Source organism: Pectobacterium sp. A5351 (assembly GCF_028335745.1).
Classification (GTDB): domain Bacteria; phylum Pseudomonadota; class Gammaproteobacteria; order Enterobacterales; family Enterobacteriaceae; genus Pectobacterium.
Genome location: NZ_CP116477.1, coordinates 4,381,191 through 4,401,383 on the forward strand (window position 1 = coordinate 4,381,191; position 20,193 = coordinate 4,401,383).

Annotated in this window: 20 protein-coding genes; 8 read left to right on the plus strand and 12 right to left on the minus strand. The window is 51.4% G+C overall.

What is annotated here, in order from left to right:
• Positions 1-101: 101 nt before the first annotated feature.
• The 3 genes from O1Q74_RS20140 to O1Q74_RS20150 all read left to right on the plus strand — a co-directional run bounded on the left by O1Q74_RS20140 (position 102) and on the right by O1Q74_RS20150 (position 2,494).
• Entirely contained in the window at positions 102-938 is an 837-nt protein-coding gene (locus O1Q74_RS20140) for an ABC transporter substrate-binding protein (RefSeq protein ID WP_271875307.1), read from the plus strand.
• An 82-nt stretch (positions 939-1,020) separates the two neighbouring features.
• Positions 1,021-1,764, plus strand: a complete 744-nt coding sequence (locus O1Q74_RS20145) for an amino acid ABC transporter permease (RefSeq protein ID WP_271875309.1) — start codon at positions 1,021-1,023, stop codon at positions 1,762-1,764.
• Between the two features lies 1 nt (position 1,765).
• Entirely contained in the window at positions 1,766-2,494 is a 729-nt protein-coding gene (locus O1Q74_RS20150; RefSeq protein ID WP_271875311.1) for an amino acid ABC transporter permease, read from the plus strand.
• 102 nt (positions 2,495-2,596) lie between these two features.
• Here the strand turns inward: O1Q74_RS20150 and yieH are convergent, their stop codons facing one another.
• Complete coding sequence (gene yieH / locus O1Q74_RS20155) at positions 2,597-3,265, minus strand: 6-phosphogluconate phosphatase (RefSeq protein WP_271875313.1); 669 nt, start codon at positions 3,263-3,265, stop codon at positions 2,597-2,599.
• A gap of 348 nt (positions 3,266-3,613) precedes the next feature.
• Here yieH and O1Q74_RS20160 point away from each other — a divergent pair, with 348 nt between their 5' ends.
• On the plus strand, positions 3,614-4,951 hold the full coding sequence (locus tag O1Q74_RS20160; RefSeq protein ID WP_271875314.1) for an NCS2 family permease: 1,338 nt from the start codon (positions 3,614-3,616) through the stop codon (positions 4,949-4,951).
• A gap of 51 nt (positions 4,952-5,002) precedes the next feature.
• Here O1Q74_RS20160 and O1Q74_RS20165 read toward each other — a convergent pair whose 3' ends face one another.
• From O1Q74_RS20165 to aegA, 3 genes are all read right to left on the minus strand, one after another.
• On the minus strand, positions 5,003-5,740 hold the full coding sequence (locus O1Q74_RS20165) for a 4'-phosphopantetheinyl transferase family protein (protein ID WP_271875316.1): 738 nt from the start codon (positions 5,738-5,740) through the stop codon (positions 5,003-5,005).
• 190 nt (positions 5,741-5,930) lie between these two features.
• Positions 5,931-6,452: a 4Fe-4S dicluster domain-containing protein gene (locus O1Q74_RS20170; RefSeq protein WP_271875318.1), complete on the minus strand. Its 522-nt coding sequence runs from the start codon at positions 6,450-6,452 to the stop codon at positions 5,931-5,933.
• Positions 6,449-8,473 (minus strand): formate-dependent uric acid utilization protein AegA, encoded by a 2,025-nt coding sequence (gene aegA / locus O1Q74_RS20175; RefSeq protein ID WP_271875320.1) that lies wholly within the window; start codon positions 8,471-8,473, stop codon positions 6,449-6,451. Before aegA ends, O1Q74_RS20170 begins: the two co-directional genes overlap by 4 nt.
• 444 nt (positions 8,474-8,917) lie before the next feature.
• On the opposite strand from aegA, the gene O1Q74_RS20180 reads away from it, so the two are divergent.
• From O1Q74_RS20180 to O1Q74_RS20190, 3 genes are read left to right on the plus strand one after another with little or no spacing between them, the layout of a single operon-like run.
• Positions 8,918-9,589, plus strand: a complete 672-nt coding sequence (locus O1Q74_RS20180; RefSeq protein WP_271875322.1) for a CsgG/HfaB family protein — start codon at positions 8,918-8,920, stop codon at positions 9,587-9,589.
• Between the two features lie 18 nt (positions 9,590-9,607).
• Positions 9,608-9,967, plus strand: a complete 360-nt coding sequence (locus O1Q74_RS20185; protein WP_039363692.1) for a DUF4810 domain-containing protein — start codon at positions 9,608-9,610, stop codon at positions 9,965-9,967.
• On the plus strand, positions 9,964-10,623 hold the full coding sequence (locus O1Q74_RS20190) for a DUF799 domain-containing protein (protein ID WP_015842354.1): 660 nt from the start codon (positions 9,964-9,966) through the stop codon (positions 10,621-10,623). The genes O1Q74_RS20185 and O1Q74_RS20190 overlap by 4 nt, the downstream gene beginning before the upstream one ends.
• Positions 10,624-10,844: 221 nt before the next feature.
• Here O1Q74_RS20190 and O1Q74_RS20195 read toward each other — a convergent pair whose 3' ends face one another.
• Positions 10,845-12,347 (minus strand): MFS transporter, encoded by a 1,503-nt coding sequence (locus O1Q74_RS20195; RefSeq protein WP_271875325.1) that lies wholly within the window; start codon positions 12,345-12,347, stop codon positions 10,845-10,847.
• An 82-nt stretch (positions 12,348-12,429) separates the two neighbouring features.
• Positions 12,430-12,819: a winged helix-turn-helix transcriptional regulator gene (locus tag O1Q74_RS20200; RefSeq protein WP_271875327.1), complete on the minus strand. Its 390-nt coding sequence runs from the start codon at positions 12,817-12,819 to the stop codon at positions 12,430-12,432.
• Between the two features lie 100 nt (positions 12,820-12,919).
• Between O1Q74_RS20200 and O1Q74_RS20205 the strand changes: the two genes are divergently transcribed.
• Complete coding sequence (locus tag O1Q74_RS20205; protein ID WP_271875329.1) at positions 12,920-13,771, plus strand: SDR family oxidoreductase; 852 nt, start codon at positions 12,920-12,922, stop codon at positions 13,769-13,771.
• Between the two features lie 84 nt (positions 13,772-13,855).
• On the opposite strand, the gene O1Q74_RS20210 is transcribed toward O1Q74_RS20205, so the two are convergent.
• The 6 genes from O1Q74_RS20210 to rpmH form a co-directional block, all read right to left on the minus strand.
• Positions 13,856-15,067 (minus strand): acyltransferase family protein, encoded by a 1,212-nt coding sequence (locus tag O1Q74_RS20210; protein WP_271875330.1) that lies wholly within the window; start codon positions 15,065-15,067, stop codon positions 13,856-13,858.
• Between the two features lie 583 nt (positions 15,068-15,650).
• A complete protein-coding gene (gene mnmE, locus O1Q74_RS20215) occupies positions 15,651-17,015 on the minus strand; it encodes a tRNA uridine-5-carboxymethylaminomethyl(34) synthesis GTPase MnmE (protein ID WP_271875332.1) in 1,365 nt (454 codons plus the stop codon).
• Positions 17,016-17,144: 129 nt separating this feature from the next.
• On the minus strand, positions 17,145-18,779 hold the full coding sequence (gene yidC, locus O1Q74_RS20220) for a membrane protein insertase YidC (protein ID WP_271875334.1): 1,635 nt from the start codon (positions 18,777-18,779) through the stop codon (positions 17,145-17,147).
• Positions 18,780-18,781: 2 nt separating this feature from the next.
• Entirely contained in the window at positions 18,782-19,039 is a 258-nt protein-coding gene (gene yidD, locus O1Q74_RS20225; protein ID WP_071821043.1) for a membrane protein insertion efficiency factor YidD, read from the minus strand.
• A complete protein-coding gene (rnpA, locus tag O1Q74_RS20230; RefSeq protein WP_071821045.1) occupies positions 19,003-19,362 on the minus strand; it encodes a ribonuclease P protein component in 360 nt (119 codons plus the stop codon). Before rnpA ends, yidD begins: the two co-directional genes overlap by 37 nt.
• An 18-nt stretch (positions 19,363-19,380) precedes the next feature.
• Positions 19,381-19,521, minus strand: coding sequence for a 50S ribosomal protein L34 (gene rpmH / locus O1Q74_RS20235; protein WP_015842368.1), 141 nt, complete (start codon positions 19,519-19,521; stop codon positions 19,381-19,383).
• Positions 19,522-20,193: the final 672 nt, after the last annotated feature.

A 20,193-nucleotide genomic window follows, 5' to 3' on the forward strand; every position in this document is an offset into this window, starting at 1 on the left:
CGAAGTAACATAAGGTTATATTATAGCTGTTTATGTTATTTCCGGCGTTTTCCCCCTGCTGATAGCCTGCTGTTAATACAGCAATAATTAAGGGGCAGGGAATGAAAAAGCATATTTTGACAGTGACTTTGTTAGCCGGATTGGCTTCCGTTTCGGGTGCGGCACAGGCCGATAAACTGGACGATATTCAGAAAGCAGGCGTGGTGAAAATTGCCGTCTTCGACAGTAATCCGCCGTTTGGCTATGTCGATCCGCAGAGCAAAAAGCTGGTGGGTTATGACGTGGATATCGCTGAGGCGATTGGTAAGGCGCTGGGCGTGAAGGTGGAATTGCGTGCGACTAACCCGGCTAACCGTATTCCGTTGTTAAGTTCACAAAAAGTCGATCTGATTGCCGCGAACTTCACCATTACCGATGAGCGTGCCAAGCAGGTTAACTTTAGTATTCCTTACTTCGCCACCGGGCAGAAATTTATCGCCCGTAAAGGCGTGCTGAAAACGCCGGACGACATCAAAACGTTGCGTATTGGCGCCGATAAAGGCACCGTGCAGGAAATTACCCTGCGTGAGCATTACCCAACCGCCAAAGTGATTTCTTACGACGATACGCCGCTGGCCTTCGCTGCGCTGCGTAACGGTAACGTTCAGGCCATCACGCAGGATGATGCCAAGTTGGTCGGCCTGTTGGCTAATGTGCCTGATGCCCAGAAAGCCGAATTTGAAATCTCTCCGTTCAGCATTACCAAAGAGTATCAGGGGGTGGGGATTCCGAAGGGTGAAGAACGCCTGACGGCGAAAATTAACGACACGCTGATTAACCTGGAAAAACAGGGGGAAGCGAAGACGATCTACGGTCGCTGGTTTGGGCCAAGCACAAAATCGGCTCAGCCGCGCGGCGACTTCACCTTTGCCCCGTTGGATCAGCAACCTAAATCCTGATAGCTGACCCCTTCAGTGCTATGATTTCAGCCCTCTGCATTGCAGAGGGCATTTTTATTTATGACAAAGAGAGAGAAAACGCATGGATACGGCGCTGCAATTGCTTGAGTCGTGGCTGTTGGCTCCTCAGTACCTCATCTGGTTGTGGCACGGTTTTCTGATCACGCTGGGCATTTCCCTGAGTACGATCGTTCTGTCTACGGTGCTGGGGTTTCTGCTGGTTGCTGCCAGAGACAGCCAGATTCGGGTGCTGAGCGGTGTCGTTGTCGCTTACAGCTCGTTATTTCGTAATACGCCGCTGCTGGTGCAGTTGTTTTTCTGGTATTTCGGTGCCGGGCAGCTTTTTCCCTCATCGATGATGCAATGGCTGAACACCCCGCATACGCTTGCGCTCTTCGGTATGATGTTAGCGTGGCCTTCTTTTGAGTTTCTGGCGGGGTTGGCCGGGCTGACACTCTACTCCAGCGCGTTTATTGCCGAGGAAATTCGCGCCGGTATTCGCGGTGTGGCGCGCGGGCAGAAGTACGCGGCGCACGCTCTGGGGTTAACCAGTTGGCAATCCATGCGCTATGTGGTGCTGCCGCAGGCGTTAAAAATCGCTTTGCCGCCGCTGCTGGGGCAATACATGAATATCGTTAAGAACTCGTCGTTGACGATGGCGATTGGCGTCGCTGAATTGTCTTACGCGTCGCGTCAGGTGGAGACGGAAACCTTACGCACGTTTCAGGCGTTTGGCGTGGCGACGGTGTTGTACATCGTGATTATTGCCGTGATGGAAGGTTGGGGTATGTGGCGCCAGCAGCGCAGTCTGGCGGAGAAACACTGAGATGGATTTTACTGTTATCACCGATAACCTCGGTTATTTGATATGGGGCACGTTCCCGGATGGCCTGCTGGGTGGCGCGGCGCTGACGCTAGTGATGAGTCTGCTGGCGGGCGTAGCCTCTGCCATATTGGGGACGATTTTGGGCGTGGCGCTGGCAATGTCTCGGGGTGTCTGGAGCGCACTGTTGGCAATGGTGCTGGGGTTCTTCCGCGCGATTCCCGTCATTATGCTGATTTTCTGGACCTACTTCCTGCTGCCGATCGTTTTTGGCGTCGATATCCCCGAAATCACGACCGTGGTGTGCGCGCTGGCGCTGATCGCCTCGGCGTATCTGGCGCACGGCGTGAAGGCCGGCATTGTCGCGATTGGGCGCGGCCAGTGGCAGGCTGGACTCTCGCTGGGATTAAGCCGCTGGCAGGTGCTGTGGCAGATAGTCCTGCCGCAGGCGCTGCGGATGATGGTGCCCTCTTTCATTAACCAGTGGATTTCCCTGATTAAAGACACCTCGCTGGCCTACATTGTCGGCGTCGGCGAGCTGACGTTTCTCGCTACTCAGGTCAATAACCGCAGCATGGTCTACCCGATGGAAGTTTTCCTGTTTGTCGCGCTGGTCTACTTCGTGTTTTGCCTGTCGCTGGAACTGCTGGCTAACCGGGTTAACGCCCGTTTTAACCAGCAGGAAAAGCAGCCGAAGCGCCGTTTGCTGTGGTGGCGGAATAAGCCTGCGTGAGGATGAATACGGGTCACTGAAGCCTGTTATTAGGGGAAACACAGGGGGAGGTTCCCGTAGGGAGGCCTCACCCCTGTGGTCGCCCCGTGTATCTCGATGCTGCTACTGCGCGGTGATATTCCAGCCCTTTTCGCGCCAGATTTGCGGCAGTTCACGCATATCATCGAACATCGTAACCAGCGGGTGATGAATCGGCTGATTATGGGGATCGGCGCAGTAATAGAACACCGGAATGCCCGCCGCGATGCCAGCCTGTACGCCAGCGGCGGAGTCTTCAACCAGAATGCAGTGCTCGATGGGAAGCTGTAGCTGATCGGCGGCGTGATACAGCACTGCCGGATCGGGCTTCCACTTTTTCAGATCGTAGCCGCTGTAGAGATGGTCGCCAAACAGATCAAGCATCTGTGTCAGGCCGAGCGAATGCTGCATCTTACTGACCGGGCCGTTGGACACCACGGCCATCGGAACGGTGATGGACTGCACTAGCTCACGCGCGCCTTCGATAGGTTGCAGAGATTCATCGAACAGCCGTTTCACCTCTTGCCGGAAATGACGCTCTGCATCTTCTACCGATACGGTTAAACCGTGCTGCTGGCTGATGCGGGCAATAATTTCGTACAGCTTCACGCCCTTGTAGGTTTTTATTACCTCCTCCAGCGATAAGTTCACCCCATACGGGATGAAGATATTCACATAAGCCTGGCAACACAGCACTTCGCTATCAACCAGCGTGCCATCACAGTCGAAGAAGACGCATTCAATACGTGGCATGACCAATCCTTATCGATGAAATATAAAGTCTTATTATCACTTTAGGGGAAAAACGGTGATGAGGTTCCCGTAGGGACACCTCGCACCGTGGTCGCCCCGGTATCTCGGTTCTTAAACGATCAGAATGAGAAGGCGTTCCTTACTTTAACCAATTGACCCGATATTGCGACCTACAAAGCCATTTTTAGCGCTATCTTGCGTAAAATCAGGGGGATTTAACCGAGAGAAAACGATGTCGTTCATAGGTTCTTCTTATTCGATGAAAAAAAACGTGGGATCAACGTAAAAACGCAGCATTTTGTTATAGGATACCCAACGACAGTTATTCCCTTCTTTGGATTGTTACTCATGAATAAATCACAACCCGGTCTTGCTACCGAGCAGGGCCTGTTGGAGCGTGTGTTTAAACTTAAACAACACGGTACGACAGCACGTACGGAAACGATTGCCGGTTTCACGACGTTTTTGACGATGGTCTACATCGTTTTTGTTAACCCGCAGATTCTGGGTGCGGCGGGGATGGATACCAAAGCGGTCTTTGTGACCACCTGTCTGATTGCCGCATTCGGCAGTATTTTGATGGGGCTGCTGGCGAACCTGCCTGTGGCGCTGGCTCCAGCAATGGGGCTGAATGCGTTTTTCGCGTTTGTTGTTGTGGGTGCGATGGGGCTGCCATGGCAGGTTGCGATGGGGGCTATTTTCTGGGGCGCAATCGGTTTCCTGTTGCTGACCATCTTCCAGATTCGCTACTGGATGATCGCCAATATTCCGCTTAGCCTGCGTTTGGGTATCGCCAGCGGTATCGGGCTGTTCATTGCCATGATGGGCTTGAAAAATGCCGGTATTATCGTTCCTAACCCAGAAACACTGGTGACGATTGGCAATCTGACCTCACACAGCGTGCTGCTGGGCGCTCTGGGCTTTTTCATTATTGTAGCGCTGGCTTCACGTAATATTCACGCCGCGGTACTGATCTCCATCGTGGTAACCACCTCGATTGGCCTGCTGCTGGGCGATATTAAATTTGCTGGCGTGTTCTCTATGCCACCGAGCGTAACGTCGGTGGTTGGTCAGGTTGATCTGGCTGGGGCGCTGAACCTCGGGATGTCCGGTATTATTTTCTCTTTCATGCTGGTTAACCTGTTTGACTCCTCCGGTACGCTGATTGGCGTGACGGATAAAGCCGGTCTGGTCGATGCGCGCGGTAAGTTCCCGCGTATGAAGCAGGCGCTGTATGTTGATAGCGTTAGCTCGGTGGCCGGTTCGTTTATCGGGACCTCCTCCGTTACGGCGTATATTGAAAGCTCCTCTGGCGTATCCGTTGGTGGACGCACTGGCCTGACCGCCGTCATCGTGGGTCTGCTGTTCCTGCTGGTGATCTTCCTGTCACCGCTGGCGGGTATGGTGCCTGCCTATGCAGCGGCTGGCGCACTGATTTATGTGGGCGTACTGATGACGTCCAGCCTGGCGCGTGTGAAGTGGGATGATCTGACGGAAGCCGTTCCAGCTTTTATTACCGCTGTAATGATGCCGTTCAGCTTCTCGATTACTGAGGGGATCGCGCTGGGCTTCATTTCTTACTGTGTGATGAAGTTGGCGACGGGACGCTGGCGTGAAATCAGCCCGTGCGTGGTTGTCGTTGCGCTGCTGTTCCTGCTGAAAATTGTGTTTATCGACGGGCATTAATATGTTCGTGGCTCCGGGGCTTTCCCGGAGCCTCAGCCTGCGACGAGGCGGCTATGCGCCAGAGGTGGTTTTTTCTATCGTATGACTGGTTAATTTCATATAGCGTAAAGATTGGCGCTGTTGCTGTAGAATTTCTCTCGATTTTCTCATGCCTGATGCTGATGTGTATTTCCACATGATCAATCGGTTAAGTGTAGGGATATGGGCGCAGGCCCAGGCAATATAATCATCAACATCGCTCATCACTTCTACGGCGGGGGTGCCGGTTGAACGCAGCCTGCCAGAGGCGGGGTGAAGTTTCAGATGATTGGGAGGGTGGCTGTTTACGCCGGGGATTTTCATCAATGACTGGCGGATGGTGCATAATTGCGTTGCTGCCTCCAGCGGATCGCGTTGGGCGTCGATCCACGCTTGTTCGGCCTGCGTCTGCGCCTGCATCTGTGGAATAGCCTGAGTCGTCGGCCTGACATGAACGATTTCGATATCCATACCCACATTTCCTTCTTCGCTCAGGAGGATGGCGATGGTATTGCCTGCATAGCCGATGCTGAAATTGGGCATATTGGGATCGGCAAAATAAGGGCGTCCTTCAGGGGACTCCAGCAGGGGGGGTAACAGCGGATAGCCGAAAAAATAGAACATCATCTCAGCCAGCAGCACACGACTTTTCAGATAACGCTCGCGGCGTTTGGCTGAAAAACCCTGTGTTGATGAGATGAGCCTATCGGGCAGTCTTTGTAAGTCAGGAAGCGCTTCCGTGCTTGTCCACCTGACAAAATGGCAGGTCATTATTCACTCCGTGATCGTGATAAAAGATGGGAACCTATCAGGCATATACTAATGCATATTATCAGACTAATATGTAATCTAAAAAAAAATCGATGGATAAATCGGCGATAATTATTAATTAGGCACAACGAATTTTCTGCATCGTGTGTTTTGTGGCGATCCTTCCCTGTCCGCCACCTTCCAATCTGTTTTAATGGCTCGGCCATCCCAGTGCGGAACGCCGTTGTTTTTCCAGCGTCTGCTTGCGCAGCTCATCTGCGGTCACTAAGCGCAGTGCCGATGTTGGGCACACGCTGACGCAGGAAGGACTCTGGGCGACATCCACGCACAAATCGCATTTGTGAACCTCGCTCTGCGTGAGATGTGTTTCTCCTTCGTCACTCGACGCTTTCGTCGCCACATTGATGGCCCCGAAGGGACAAGCGACGACGCAGCTTTTGCAGCCGATACAGCGGGACTGCATCACCTGGATGCTACCCCGATCGCGCACCAGCGCGTCATTTGGGCAGACGCTGGCACAGGGCGCATTCTCACACTGCCGACACAGAACAGGGACGCTGACGCTGGCGCTTTTAACGACCTTCAGGCGGGGAAAGAAGTGAGAAGGCCGCAGTTGCGCACCGTGGCCGCCGCTATGGGCGACCGCGCAGGCGATCTCACAGGTTCGGCAGCCGATACATTTTTCTGCTTCGGCGATAACAAATTGATTCATGAGCGAACCTCCTCGCGAGTGGCGTGCGTTTCGGGATGCTGCGGGTGCGCGGGAATGGCACCCGTGACGGCGTTCAGCCCCATCGTCGCAATCATTCCCAATGCCGCTTTGCGCCCGTCGGCAATGGCGGTTACCACCAGGTCGGCACCGCGTACGGCATCGCCACCAGCAAAAATACGCGGATGGTTAGTCTGGCAAGGTATCTGACGATTAAGAGGGGCCGTGATGTACCCCCAGTTATCCAGACTGACCTCGGCCTCTTCCAGCCACGGCATACTGTGCGACTGAAAACCAAATGCGGTGATTACGGCTTCCGCAGGCTGCACGAATTCTGAATCAGGAATGGGGCGCGGACGACGACGACCGCTGGCGTCAGGCTCGCCCAGTTCGGTGCGAACCAGACTAATCCCGCAGACTTCGCCCTGTTCATTGAGGCAGACTTTTTGTGGCTGGACGTTAAACAGGAACTCTACGCCTTCTTCACGGGAGTTCTTCACCTCTTTTTTCGAGCCCGGCATGTTGGCTTCATCGCGGCGATACGCGCAGGTGACGGATATCGCACCTTGCCGAACGGACGTGCGTAGACAATCCATTGCGGTATCCCCACCGCCGAGCACCACGACGCGCTTGCCCGCCATTGAGATATAAGGCTCATCCTCTGATTCAGGTAGCCCCATGACGTGTTTGGTATTGGCAATCAGGAAGGGAAGCGCATCGAAGACACCGGGGGCATCTTCATTATCGATGTTTGCCTTCATAGAGCGGTAGGTGCCTACGCCGAGGAAAACGGTGTCATAGTCGTCCAGAAGCTGGGCCAGAGAAATATCTTTCCCCACTTCGGTATTCAGCCGGAATTCGACTCCCATGGCACTGAACACTTCGCGACGATGGATTAGGACGTCTTTATCCAGCTTGAACGACGGAATCCCGAATGTGAGCAGCCCACCAATTTCCGGGTGGCGGTCGAACACGACAGCCTGCACGCCGTTGCGTGCCAGCACATCGGCGCAGGCTAACCCTGCTGGGCCAGCACCGACGATCGCCGCGCGTTTGCCGCTGGGAACGACACGCGTCATATCGGGCGACCAGCCCATTGCCATTGCGGTATCGGTAATGTAGCGCTCCACGTTGCCGATGGTGATGGCACCGTACTCTTTACCCAGTGTACAGGCCCCTTCGCATAGCCGATCCTGCGGGCACACCCGACCGCAGATTTCTGGCAGGCTGCTGGTTTGGTGTGAGAGCTCGACGGCTTCAAGAATCCGCCCCTGTTTCGCCAGATTTAGCAGTTCGGGAATATTGTTATGCAGCGGACAAGTCCACTCGCAGATCGCGCGTTTGCCACAGGAAAGGCAGCGGCCAGCCTGATCTTCCGCCTGCTGCATAGAGAAGCCGTGATAAATTTCATCAAACGTGGAGGTTCTCTGGGTCAGTGGTTTTTTCTCGGCATCCCGGCGCGGCCAGTTTTTCCTTTTACTGAGTGGATTGGTCGTCAGCGCTTTCAGCACGGGCGTTTCACGCTGCCAGTAGGAGGCTGAACGCTGCGCCATCATCTGCTGTTTTTCCTGACGGCGGGCTGCCAACGTTTGTTCGCTGACTAACTGCAAGGCTTGCGTCGGGCAGGCTTCTACACACGCTTGCCCTTCGGGACGATCGGCGCAGAGATCGCATTTATGGGCGACGGTGCTATTGTCCACGGGGTTTGTCACCATGGACATCGCGCCGAACGGGCACGCCAGTACACAGCTTTTACAGCCAATGCACTTTTCCTGAACGAGCTGAATGCTATTGTCTTTTCTGATCAAGGCCTGCGTTGGACACACGCTGGCGCAGGGGGCATCCTCACAGTGACGGCAGGTCACGGCAGCTCGCAGCGTTGGCGTATTGAATGCCTTGATTCTGGGCTGAAACACCGTGGTGCTATCTGGATACTGCTCATCGTTGTGTGAAATGACACAGGCGATTTCGCATGCATGGCACCCCATACAGTCTTGAGTACTGGCAATAACAAATCGGTTCATTACCTTCTCCCACCCTGGATCCCTCGATCGTGACCTTTATCCTAATCGCTGGATAGCGCCCTGACCTTGATATAGAGCAGGTAAAAAGTCGGTTAATGTTAAATCTCACGCGTGTTATTAATTAAATTATTTAATATTTTCAGTTGGTTATATTGTTATATGAAAGTAATGGACTGGTTGCATATAACCTTGTTTTTTATCTGGTTTTTGGCGGTTTATTTTGGGGAAGGATTCTGATTTTCGTTATTTTTGTTCATTTTTTCATGAAATAACTCGTTACTTTTCCTTACACCCCTCATAATGTCTGCCGCTATTTAAATGCAGCAACATACGGTTTCATCAAAACACTGTTGCTGCTAAATAACGTGTTTTACGGCATTTTCATTATGAATCAATAACCTAGTTTTGATCGGGGTTAAGGGATTATCACTAAGGGATAGTGTTATGAATAAAAAAGTCGTTCTTTGTTCTGTATTCATGTCAGCAGCGTTGTTGAGCGGATGTGCTACAGAGTCTTCCCGTACCGTAGAAGCACAAAAAGTCACTTCTTACAGTACGCCTTATCAGGGCGTTCGCAGCCCGATTTCCGTCGGAAAATTTGAAAACCGCTCTAACTATATGAACGGTATTTTTTCTGATGGTGTTGACCGCTTAGGTAATCAATCCAAGACCATTCTTGTTAGTCACCTTCAGCAGAGCGGCCGCTTTAATGTGTTGGATCGCACCAATATGGAAGAGCTGAAAGCGGAAGCGGGGATTAAAGGACAAACACAGACGCTGAAAGGTGCTAGCTATGTTGTTACCGGAGATGTGACCGAGTTTGGTCGCAAAGAAGTGGGTGACCATCAACTGTGGGGCATACTTGGGCGCGGCAAAACACAGGTTGCTTACGCAAAAACCACCTTGAATGTGGTGAACGTACAAACGTCTGAAGTCGTTTATTCCGTACAGGGTGCGGGCGAGTACACCTTGTCCAACCGTGAAGTTATCGGTTTCGGCGGTACGGCCAGCTATGACTCGACGCTGAACGGTAAAGTGCTGGATTTGGCTATTCGTGAAGCCGTCAATAATCTGGTTGCGGGAATTGAAAGTGGTGCCTGGCGCCCAGCGAACTAATGGAATAGGAATATAACCATGTTATCTCATAAGAAAATTGTCCTGCTGCTTGCAGCGGCAGTACTGGCTGGTTGTGCGTCCCAGCCAAAAACGATTTATAGCTGGGACAAATATCAGCCCGCTCTTTACGATTACTATCAACAAGATAAAGTCGGCCCAGAGCAGCAAATTCTTGCTTTGAATGAATCGATCGAAAAAGCAAAAGCCGCGAATAAACCTGTCCCGCCGGGACTCTATGCTCAACTTGGGTTGCTGTATGCCAATACTGGCCGTGATAGCGAAGCTCGCCAACAGTTTGAAACTGAAAAAGCGAAATTCCCTGAATCAGCACCTTTTATGGACTTTCTGTTGAGTAAAAATAAAGGGAGCATTAAATGAATCGTTTCTTAGGATTATGTGGTCTGGTTTTTGCGCTGGTGCTGACCGGTTGTGCTAAACCCGTTCCCTATGACTACACGGCATTTAAGCAGAGTAAACCGAAGTCTATTCTGGTATTGCCGCCGGTTAACCATTCGCCGGATGTGAAAGCGAGCTATAGCCTGCTTTCACAAGTAACCTATCCGCTGGCGGAATCCGGTTATTACGTCTTGCCTGTCGCTGTCGTAGACGAAACGTTCAAACAGAATGGTCTGTCGACTGCGGCGGATATTCATGCGCTGAGTACGGCAAAACTGCACCAAATCTTTGGTGCTGATGCTGCGTTGTATTTGGACGTGAAAGAGTACGGTACTTCATACATCGTAATTAGTAGCGAAACCCGCGTTTCTGCGGATGCGCGCCTGGTTGATCTACGTACCGGCAAATTGCTGTGGAGTGGGAGTGCAACAGCCTCCAGCAACGAGCAGCAATCAAATTCTAACGGCGGCATCATCGGTGCTTTGGTGCAGGCAGCCGTGAGCCAAATTGCGGACACGATCTCTGACAAAGGCCATGATGTTGCTGGTGTGACTAGCTCGCGTCTGCTGGCGGCGGGTCATCCACGCGGTATGCTGTATGGGCCTCGCTCATTGCAATACGGTAAAGAAACGTACTGATCCGTTATGTAGTAGGTTGCTAAATCGACATTACCAACGCCGTTTTCGTCATTGAACGATGCTGTTCACTTAAGCGTGGATTTAGGGGGGAAACACGGTGATGAGGTTCCCGCAGGGATACCTTACACCGTGCTAGCCCCCGGTATCTCGATTCTTAAACGATCGGCATGAGTTCGCCATTGAACGGCGTTTTTTATCGTCTAACCTATGAGCCGGTGGTGCTATACATCATTGGCCTGATTACGATGTTGTTTATTATGGCGCGTTGTCCAGACGAAGGCTGAGGCCAACAGTAGGATCAACGTTGCTGCTGTCAGCACGGTAGAAAATCCGGAATCAAAGGCGGAATGTGCCTGTGCGGTAAGAATGCGCTGCATATTTTCCGGTAAGGATTCGGCAAAAATTAAGGCCTCATCCAGGCTGTCATACGCGGTGTCCGGTGCGGTAAACCCAGCAGGCAGCATAAACGTCGCAGAATAAGCGAAAGACAGCAAACTGCCCATCAGCGTCACGCCCGTCGCGCCCCCTAATTCATAGGACACCTCTTCGATTGAGGCCGCCATCCCTGCTTTTGACGCTGGAGCAACCTGCATAATGGTGCTCGATGCGGCCGTCATGGTCGAGCCTACGCCAGCACCAATCACCATCAGGCTGATGACTTGTACGATGATGGGGGCATTGTGGAGCAGCAGATAGCTTCCCATACCAAGCCCGGAAACCAGTAGGCCTGCGGATAACATTGTCCCGCTATTTACATGCGGCAGCATTCTTCCGGTTAGCGGACCGGAGATAAAGGACGCCAATGACAGAGGCAAAATAAACAGCCCAGCCTGTAGCGGAGACAGCCCGACCACAAGCTGTAGTCGCTGGGTGAAAGCCAGCTCCATTCCGATTAATGCGGCCGCTGCTACGATAGCCGCGGCTACGGCTGCGCTGAAAGGTCGCAGGCGGAAGAGAGAGAAATCGACCAGAGGATGCTTGCTGTTACGCTGACGCCGAACAAACAGAGTAATAAACGCCATGCCGATCAGCAGCGCGATTAGCGTATCTTCATAAGACGGCACCCGCTTGCCCAACTCTTTTATGGCATAGGTTATACCAATCAAACCCACCATAATTAATAGAGAACCGATGAAATCCCAGCGGTGTGAAGCATTACCCGGTCGGTGGGGAATAACGGTGATTCCCATGATGAGCGCAAGCAGAACGACCGGTACGTTGATGAGGAAAACCGAGCCCCACCAGAAGTATTCAAGCAGTATCCCACCCATAACGGGGCCAAATGCCGCGCCTCCGGAGGCTACCGCCGCCCAGATACCAATCGCCAGTGCGCGTTCCCGTTCATCAGAAAAGGTCAGTCGAATAATCGAGAGCGTGGCGGGCATCATCATCGCCGCGCCAACCGCCAGCAAAGCACGAGCGGCGATGAGCATATGGGGAGTGGGCGAATAAGCCGCGAACAATGACGCGGTGCCGAACACAACCAGCCCGGAAATAAATAACGGTTTATGGCCCAGCTTATCGCCCAACGTGCCCATTCCCAGCAGCAAACCGGAGGCAACCAACGCGTAGATGTTCACGATCCACAGCTTGTCCGATGCCGTGGCATGCAAGCCGTGAGTCAGTGTCGGGAGTGCGGTGTACAGTACCGTCATGTCGATAACAATCAGGAACAGTGCACTGGAAACAATGGCCAGAATCAGCCACTTTTTTGGTGATGGCATAACAGGATCTCTGCCTCGATCTTTCATTTTTAATCATGAATATACTGTCAGCTTATTTGGTACATTGCTTGATGTTTTGTTGCTAATCTGACCGCTGTGTAGCCATAATCTCGTCCAGATTCTCTTCAACCCAGATTGCTAACGCTTTCACCCGTTTGCTGACCTCTTCGCCTAATGGCGTCAGGCTGTACTCAACATGTGGCGGAACAACCGGATAGGCGGTTCGCAGGACAAAACCATCACGCTCCAGCCATTGCAGGGTCTGTGCCAGCATGCGTTCACTTACTCCCCCAATCCGTCTACGCAACTGACTGAAGCGATGTGTATCATCAAGTAATGCGATTAGAATCAGTACACCCCAGCGACTAGTAACGTGGTTAAGTATCTGGCGTGACGGACATTTTTCAGCAAAGACATCACCGGATGACAGAATAGGCGGCAATAAATCTGCGGGTGTTTTGGATTGCTTCACTATACTTACCTTTATGTATGTACTTACTTAAAGTTAGCTTTGTCGATAGTATGCCAGCCAGTTCTTGTTAACAAAAGACAGTCAATAAAAGGAGCTTGAGATGATTGCTGTTACTGGTGCATCTGGCCAACTGGGCCGTTTGGTTATCAAACAACTGTTAGAGAAGGTTCCGGCGAACGACATCGTGGCGCTGGTGCGTGATGTGAATAAAGTTGCCGATCTATCTGTAAAAGGCGTGCAGGTGAAAGTGGCGGATTACAATCAGCCAGAAGCGCTGGCGTCCGCCTTGCAAGGTGTGGATAAAGTGCTGCTGATCTCTTCAAGTGAGGTTGGCCAGCGTGCGGCGCAACACCGCAACGTCATTGAAGCCGCGGTGAAAGCCGGCGTGAAACTGGTTGCGTACACTAGCCTGCTGTACGCGGATAAGTCCCCTCTGGCGCTGGCGGAAGAACACCGTCAAACGGAGGCCTTGCTGAAGGACTCTGGTTTACCGCATGTCCTGCTGCGCAACGGCTGGTATACCGAAAACTATGCGGCCAGCATCCCTGCGGCGCTGGAACACGGTGTGTTTATCGGTAGCGCGGGCGAAGGCAAAATTACGTCTGCAACCCGTGAAGACTTCGCCGCCGCTGCGGTCGCGGTGCTGACGCAGGAAGGGCAGGCTGGCAAGGTTTACGAACTGGCTGGTGATGAACCTTATACGCTGGCGGAACTGGCTGCTGAAATTAGCAAACAGTCGGGTAAATCTATCGGTTATCAAAACCTGTCTGAAGCGGAGTTCACCGCTGCACTGGTTTCCGCTGGGCTTCCCGATGTTTTCGCGCAGATTATTGCGGATTCCGACGTCGGTGCGTCCAAAGGCGGGCTGTTCGATGGCGGTAAGCAACTGAGCCGTCTGATTGGTCGCCCAACGACGCCGCTGTCAGCCGTCGTGAAAGCAACGCTGAAGTAAGTGCACGATAGGCTCAGCATTCATGCTGAGCCTATTGCATTGCCTTGTCAGAACAGACCTATCCTTAGTCACATCTTTTATTTATCAAGATGTTGGGGTGCTTTCTTGCACGTGATTACTCACACTTTGTTTCTTTTTGGCCGTCAGTAAATTGCCTACAGGCTGCTCGATGAATTGATAAAGCAACCAGCCGGCGATAAGACTAACCGCTCCAGCGGCAATGATCAGCAGCGCGGCGTCTGCCACACCGTATTGATTGCCATCAGTCCATTCATTCAGCAAGCGAAGCACTAAGAAATGGATCAGATAAAAGCAGAAAGAAATGCTTCCTAACCATTGCATTGGTTTCGCATGTAAAAATGAACGTTTCCCTTGTAGATCGCTCGCCGCGAGTGAGCCTATCAGTAATACCAGCGGAATAAGAGTCACCAAATTGAAACTCAGCAGGAAAGGCATAAAAAGATCAATGCAATAGGTCAGCGCAGTTAATATTACGCTTGTCGTTACTGAAACGGAGATCCATTTTCCTTCCTGAATAATACGTGACAGTAACATACCAATAGTGAATTCAAAAACGCGTGTTGGTGGAAAAGTATAGGCAAACCACCATTGAATTTCGCCCACTTCAAAAGGCCAACCTTCGATCAGTGGAACGGTGGGTAATAACGTATAAATTGCGCCATAAACGCCAATTAAGGCGGCGTAGCATAATAATACGGACACCCATAAAGACTCCGTCGGTATTTTCTTGACGACCTTGAGCAGGAAAGGGTAAACAATATAAAGGAAAACAATCACGGAGAGAAACCAACTAGGGACGTTGCCACCAATATAGATATCGCCCTGTGGTATCCATGTCTGTATCAATAATAAATTGGGTAACCAGACATCAACACGTCCAACACTTATTATTCCAGTAAAAACAAGTAGGATGATAATTAACATGCTTACAGGGTATATCTTTGCGAATCGTTTCTTATAAAATTGAAGCGGGCTGCGAACGGATGGCGATGACCAATTCATGACAAAGCCGCTCAGAATAAAGAAAAACGATACGCTTACCCATCCCGCCTTACTCAAGACAAAAGAGTAGGCTTCACCGATAGATTCATCCGAGAACAGGTTTAGCATATTCCCGATCGATGTGTGAAAGAGATACACAAGAAGGGCTGCAATAATACGAGTACCATTCAGAGACGGTAGGTTAGGGAGATAACCTTTTTCCGTTCTCTTTATTACAAGATTACTTTGATAATAATTTGAACTGTCATCTTTTACAATGAGGTTATTGTTCATTTCTCTTATCACCTATTTAAGCGTTATGCGAAAAATAAGACAAGATGCCTATCATTAAAAAATGCATAAATAGCACTCTATATAATAAAATCGTGTTTCTTTATAAGAAAAATAAATGGCAGGGATAAATAATTATCCTGCAAGGTAAAAATTGGGTTTCAATTTATTAATACCACAATAACTTTTGGTTCACAAAATAGTTTTTTTAATTTTTCATTTTATTATCTTTTATCTATTCGTTTTATAATGAATTTTATTCATCTCTAACGGATTATATCTGTGAATAATTGGTGAAAGGAAAATAGTGGCGGGGACGATTAATTTGAATAGAAATTGGTTTGCTGGTGAGGGAATTATGCAAGAATTATCAGAGAGTTCTGCCATATTTGAACGTCATCAACCTGATAAGAAAAGTGGGGTCTGTTGAGATGTGTCCTGCTTATTCCTTTTTCTGTCCACTAAACCGCAAAAATGGTGCCGCCCCACACTGGCTATTTGCCTGCTCCTTTCCGTGATGTGACTCCGGGTGGGCGGCAGGCGAAAGCTGGGCGGCTAACTTCTGGGCTGAATTCCGTTTACTCCCTTATTTCCCAATACAGAAGCTCGAAAAGATACGGCCTAACAGATCGTCAGAGGTGAATTCACCCGTGATTTCACTCAAAGCCTGCTGTGCCAGCCGCAGTTCTTCCGCCAGCAGTTCGCCTGCGTAGGCGCTCACCAGCTGCTCTTTCCCTTGAATCAGGTGCTGTGCTGCCAGTTCCAGTGCTTGCAGGTGGCGACGTCGCGCCAGGAAACCGCCTTCGGTATTGCTGGTGAATCCCATGCTTTGCTTGAGGTGGTCACGCAGTGTGTCCACACCTTCACCCGTGCGGGCGGAAAGGCGAATAAGTGAGTGAGTGTTCACATCCTCGATACCAAGCGTTTCACCAGTAACGTCAGCCTTATTGCGCACTACCGTAATTGGCAACGTTTTTGGCAGGCGAGCCATAAATTCGGGCCAGATCTGCTCAGGTTCAGTCGCCTGCGTGGTGGTGCCATCTACCATGAACAGCACGCGATCGGCCTGCTCGATTTCCTGCCAGGCACGCTCAATACCAATGCGTTCGACTTCGTCGCTGGCATCGCGCAACCCTGCGGTATCAATAATATGCAGCGGCATGCCGTCGATGTGGATATGCTCACGCAATACGTCGCGTGTGGTTCCCGCGATATCCGTCACAATGGCGGCTTCACGGCCCGCTAACGCATTGAGCAAACTGGATTTTCCGGCATTAGGACGACCTGCAATCACGACCTTCATTCCTTCACGCAGCAGGCTACCCTGATGGGCTTCGGCTCGGACGGCATCCAGATCGGCCATTACGCCATTGAGCTGTGCTTCAATTTTACCGTCGGAGAGAAAATCGATCTCTTCATCCGGGAAGTCGATGGCAGCCTCGACGTAGATTCGCAGGTGAGTAAGTGCTTCCACCAACTGATTTATACGGGTGGAGAATACGCCTTGTAGGGAGTTCAGCGCTGAGCGAGCGGCCTGTTCCGAGCTGGCATCAATCAGATCGGCAATAGCTTCCGCCTGTGCGAGATCGAGTTTGTCGTTGAGGAAGGCGCGTTCCGAGAATTCACCGGGGCGTGCAATGCGCACGTTGGTCAGTGTCAGAATACGTTTCAGGAGCAAATCAAGAATGACCGGACCACCATGTCCTTGAAGCTCCAACACATCTTCACCGGTAAAAGAGTTCGGGCCGGGAAACCAGAGAGCGATACCCTGATCGAGCGTGGTGCCGTTGGCATCGCGGAACGGCAGATAATCGGCGTGACGCGGTTTAGGGAGCTTACCCAGAACGGCCTGTGCCACCTCGGCGGCGGCCCGTCCTGACACGCGTAAAATACCCACGCCTCCGCGTCCCGGTGGCGTGGCTTGGGCGACGATGGTGTCGGTATTGCTCATGATATTCTCTCTGCGTTGATGCCTGTCTGTCAGGCTATTTTACGTATCGTTAAGTGATAAAACAGCTTATAAAAAAATAAGGCGGTCAATGACCGCCTTACGCTTTCTATCGGTTAGCCATCAACCGGATTACTTTTTCTCGCGGCTATGCAAACCACGTTTTTCCAGACCGCGGTAGATCAACTGCTGCTGGAGAATGGTAACCAGGTTACTCACGATGTAGTACATAACCAGACCTGATGGGAACCACAGGAAGAAGACCGTAAAGATGACCGGCATGTAGGTCATGATCTTCTGCTGCATTGGGTCGGTCACGGTGGTTGGCGACATCTTCTGGATGAAGAACATCGTCACGCCCATCAGGATCGGCAGAATGTAGTACGGGTCTTGTGCAGACAGGTCATGAATCCACAGGGCGAACGGCGCATGACGCAGTTCAACGGAGCCCATCAGCATGTAATACAGTGCCAGGAAGATTGGCATCTGAATCAGCAGCGGGAAACAACCGCCCAGCGGGTTCACTTTCTCTGACTTGTACAGCGCCATCATTTCCTGACTCATGCGCTGTTTGTCATCACCAATACGCTCACGCATCGCCTGCAATTTAGGTTGCAGTAAGCGCATTTTCGCCATTGAGGTGTATTGCGCTTTCGTCAGCGGATACATGATACCGCGCACGATAAAGGTGATGGCAATGATGGAGAAGCCCCAGTTGCCGATAAAGCTATGCAGGAATTTCAGCAGCTTAAACAGTGGCTGAGAAATAAACCACAGCCAGCCGTAATCTACGGTCAGATCCAGATGCGGTGCGACAGCAGCCATTTTGTCCTGAATTTCCGGGCCGACCCACAGTGTCGCGTTCAGGTTCTGTTGGCTACCTGCGGCAACCACAACCGGCGCGGCTTTGAAGCCAATCGCAGCCTGGCCGTTACCCAGTTTACTGGTATAGAACGTGTTAGCGCCTGCCGTTGTTGGAATCCATGCCGTGGCGAAATACTGTTGCAGCATCGCTACCCAGCCACCGTTGGTGGTGATGTTCAGGTTTTCGTCCATGTCGCTAAAGCTGTACTTTTTGTACTTGTCTTCGCTGGAAGAAAACGCTGCGCCACGATACGTGTGCAGGGCAAAGTTGCTGCTGCCGGTATCGCGGTGCTTAGGCAGATCGATGGACTGCTTTAACTGGCCGAACAGCGTAAGTTCCAGAGGCTGAGCGCTGGTGTTGTTGACGCTATAGTCAACGTTCAGTGCATAGCCGCCACGTTTCAGAACAAACGTTTTGGTATAGGTTACGCCGTCAGCAGCGGTGTAGGTCAGCGGAATACGCAGTTCTTCCTGACCCTCTGCCAGCTCGAAGCTATCTTGCGTGGTGGTAAACAGCGGACGTGGGCCGTTAGCCGGGTTGTCCGGGCCGTTTTTGCCCGTTAAACCGCTCTGAGCCTGATACACAAACTCCGAGGTGGTTTCCAGCAGATGGAAAGGTTTATCTGAACCCAGTGTGTCCGGGTAAGCCAGCAGGTGCGCTTGCTCGACATCGCCGCCACGCGTGTTGATTGTCAGCGACAGTACGTCGGTTTTCACCGTGATCAGCTTGCCTTGACCGCTGGCTGGTACGCCCTGGTTGTTAGCATCACCGGTCACTGCGTTCGTCGCCTGCTGTATGGCCTGCGTGGTGGTTGGCGGATTTTTATCCGTTTCCCAAGCCTGCCAAAGCATAAAGGTTACGAATAGCAGAGCGATGAGAAGAAGATTGCGTTGCGAATCCATCGTTAATGTTCTCTGTTATTGTCGGTTTTTGGCGGTACGGGATCATCACCACCAGGGTTCAAAGGATGGCATTTTAATACGCGTTTAAGCGTCAACCAACAGCCTTTTATCATGCCGAACCGGCGTATTGCTTCAATCCCGTATTGCGAGCACGTTGGCCGGAACCGGCAATGTGGTCCGAGTAACGGGCTGATAACGAGTTGATAACCGCGTATCAACCCGATCAGGAGTCGGGAGCCAAACGACGGTGCCGACGCCATAGTTTTTCCAATGCTTCCGTCAGGGTGCGGTTATCCAGCTCAGACACCCCTTTTTTCACGAGCACGACAAAATCCATTGCAGGCAATGAATGTTGATGCAGGCGAAAGCTTTCGCGCGTCAGGCGTTTAATCCGATTGCGTTCATGAGCACGTTTGACATGCTTTTTGGCGACGGTAAGACCGATGCGGGGATGCCCCAGCGAGTTCAGGCGGCCGAGAATGGTGATTTGCGGCGTGCCAGCCCGTTGCGGTTGCTGGAAGACGAAAGTGAAATGACTGGGAGTTAACAAACGTAACTCCCTGGGAAATGCGAGCTTAACCACTCGGTGGGTTAGCTTTTATTACTTAGAAACAGACAGACGAGCACGGCCTTTCGCACGACGGCGGGCCAGAACTTGACGACCATTCTTGGTGGCCATACGAGCACGGAAACCATGGCTACGGTTACGCTTCAATACGGACGGTTGGAAAGTGCGTTTCATGGCGATTTCTACCTAAACTTGGAAAATTATAACTTCACAGTAAACGCGTTTGGCTGTTCGGCGTGAAAATGACCGACGCCTCAATCGCATATCACAGTCTATATAACGGAAAGAGGCAGGATTGTAATAATTGTACAGTCCTGAGTCAATTAACATCACACTTCACACGCCAGCCATTCCGATTATTTTTGGAATTTCTGCCTGTCAGAGCACAGAAAAGGCGTAGACGCGCGGGCAGGGAATTATACGGACTCTATTGCAAAGCGCAAGGATCCTCCTACGATCTGTCCGGCAAGATCATGATCGATATCACCGTAACGATCGTGTCTCCGAGGATATGCTTGAATGCATTTCACGGGGGATGGGTAAAATACGTACCCGCCGTCCATTTGGCGTGTCGCAGGGAGCCGCGATAAGAATAGCCTGTGGATAAAAAGGATCGAAACTGTGTAGAAGGGGAAGATCTCTTTGGCGGATTAGGTTATGATCCGCGGTCCCGTCAGCGATCCTTTTGATGGATCGTCGGGATAAATCGCCGCGCTATGTGGTGTGTCTGCTATCTGAATTGTGAATGAAGCAAATGTGGATAACGCAGGCACCAAAAATCATGAGTTACATAAATAACGTCTTATTCTTTTCTTTTTGATCGTTCTTGTTCGAGTGGAGTCCGCC

Coding starts and splice junctions, on each gene's coding strand:
- O1Q74_RS20190 (WP_015842354.1), top strand. CDS start 9,964: ATGAATCGTTTCTTAGGATTATGTGGTCTGGTTTTTGCGCTGGTGCTG.
- mnmE (WP_271875332.1), bottom strand. CDS start 17,015: ATGAGCAATACCGACACCATCGTCGCCCAAGCCACGCCACCGGGACGC.
- O1Q74_RS20160 (WP_271875314.1), top strand. CDS start 3,614: ATGAATAAATCACAACCCGGTCTTGCTACCGAGCAGGGCCTGTTGGAG.
- O1Q74_RS20195 (WP_271875325.1), bottom strand. CDS start 12,347: ATGCCATCACCAAAAAAGTGGCTGATTCTGGCCATTGTTTCCAGTGCA.
- rpmH (WP_015842368.1), bottom strand. CDS start 19,521: ATGAAACGCACTTTCCAACCGTCCGTATTGAAGCGTAACCGTAGCCAT.
- O1Q74_RS20210 (WP_271875330.1), bottom strand. CDS start 15,067: ATGAACAATAACCTCATTGTAAAAGATGACAGTTCAAATTATTATCAA.
- aegA (WP_271875320.1), bottom strand. CDS start 8,473: ATGAACCGATTTGTTATTGCCAGTACTCAAGACTGTATGGGGTGCCAT.
- O1Q74_RS20205 (WP_271875329.1), top strand. CDS start 12,920: ATGATTGCTGTTACTGGTGCATCTGGCCAACTGGGCCGTTTGGTTATC.
- O1Q74_RS20140 (WP_271875307.1), top strand. CDS start 102: ATGAAAAAGCATATTTTGACAGTGACTTTGTTAGCCGGATTGGCTTCC.
- O1Q74_RS20170 (WP_271875318.1), bottom strand. CDS start 6,452: ATGAATCAATTTGTTATCGCCGAAGCAGAAAAATGTATCGGCTGCCGA.
- yieH (WP_271875313.1), bottom strand. CDS start 3,265: ATGCCACGTATTGAATGCGTCTTCTTCGACTGTGATGGCACGCTGGTT.
- O1Q74_RS20165 (WP_271875316.1), bottom strand. CDS start 5,740: ATGACCTGCCATTTTGTCAGGTGGACAAGCACGGAAGCGCTTCCTGAC.
- O1Q74_RS20185 (WP_039363692.1), top strand. CDS start 9,608: ATGTTATCTCATAAGAAAATTGTCCTGCTGCTTGCAGCGGCAGTACTG.
- yidD (WP_071821043.1), bottom strand. CDS start 19,039: ATGGCGTCGGCACCGTCGTTTGGCTCCCGACTCCTGATCGGGTTGATA.
- O1Q74_RS20180 (WP_271875322.1), top strand. CDS start 8,918: ATGAATAAAAAAGTCGTTCTTTGTTCTGTATTCATGTCAGCAGCGTTG.
- yidC (WP_271875334.1), bottom strand. CDS start 18,779: ATGGATTCGCAACGCAATCTTCTTCTCATCGCTCTGCTATTCGTAACC.
- O1Q74_RS20150 (WP_271875311.1), top strand. CDS start 1,766: ATGGATTTTACTGTTATCACCGATAACCTCGGTTATTTGATATGGGGC.
- O1Q74_RS20145 (WP_271875309.1), top strand. CDS start 1,021: ATGGATACGGCGCTGCAATTGCTTGAGTCGTGGCTGTTGGCTCCTCAG.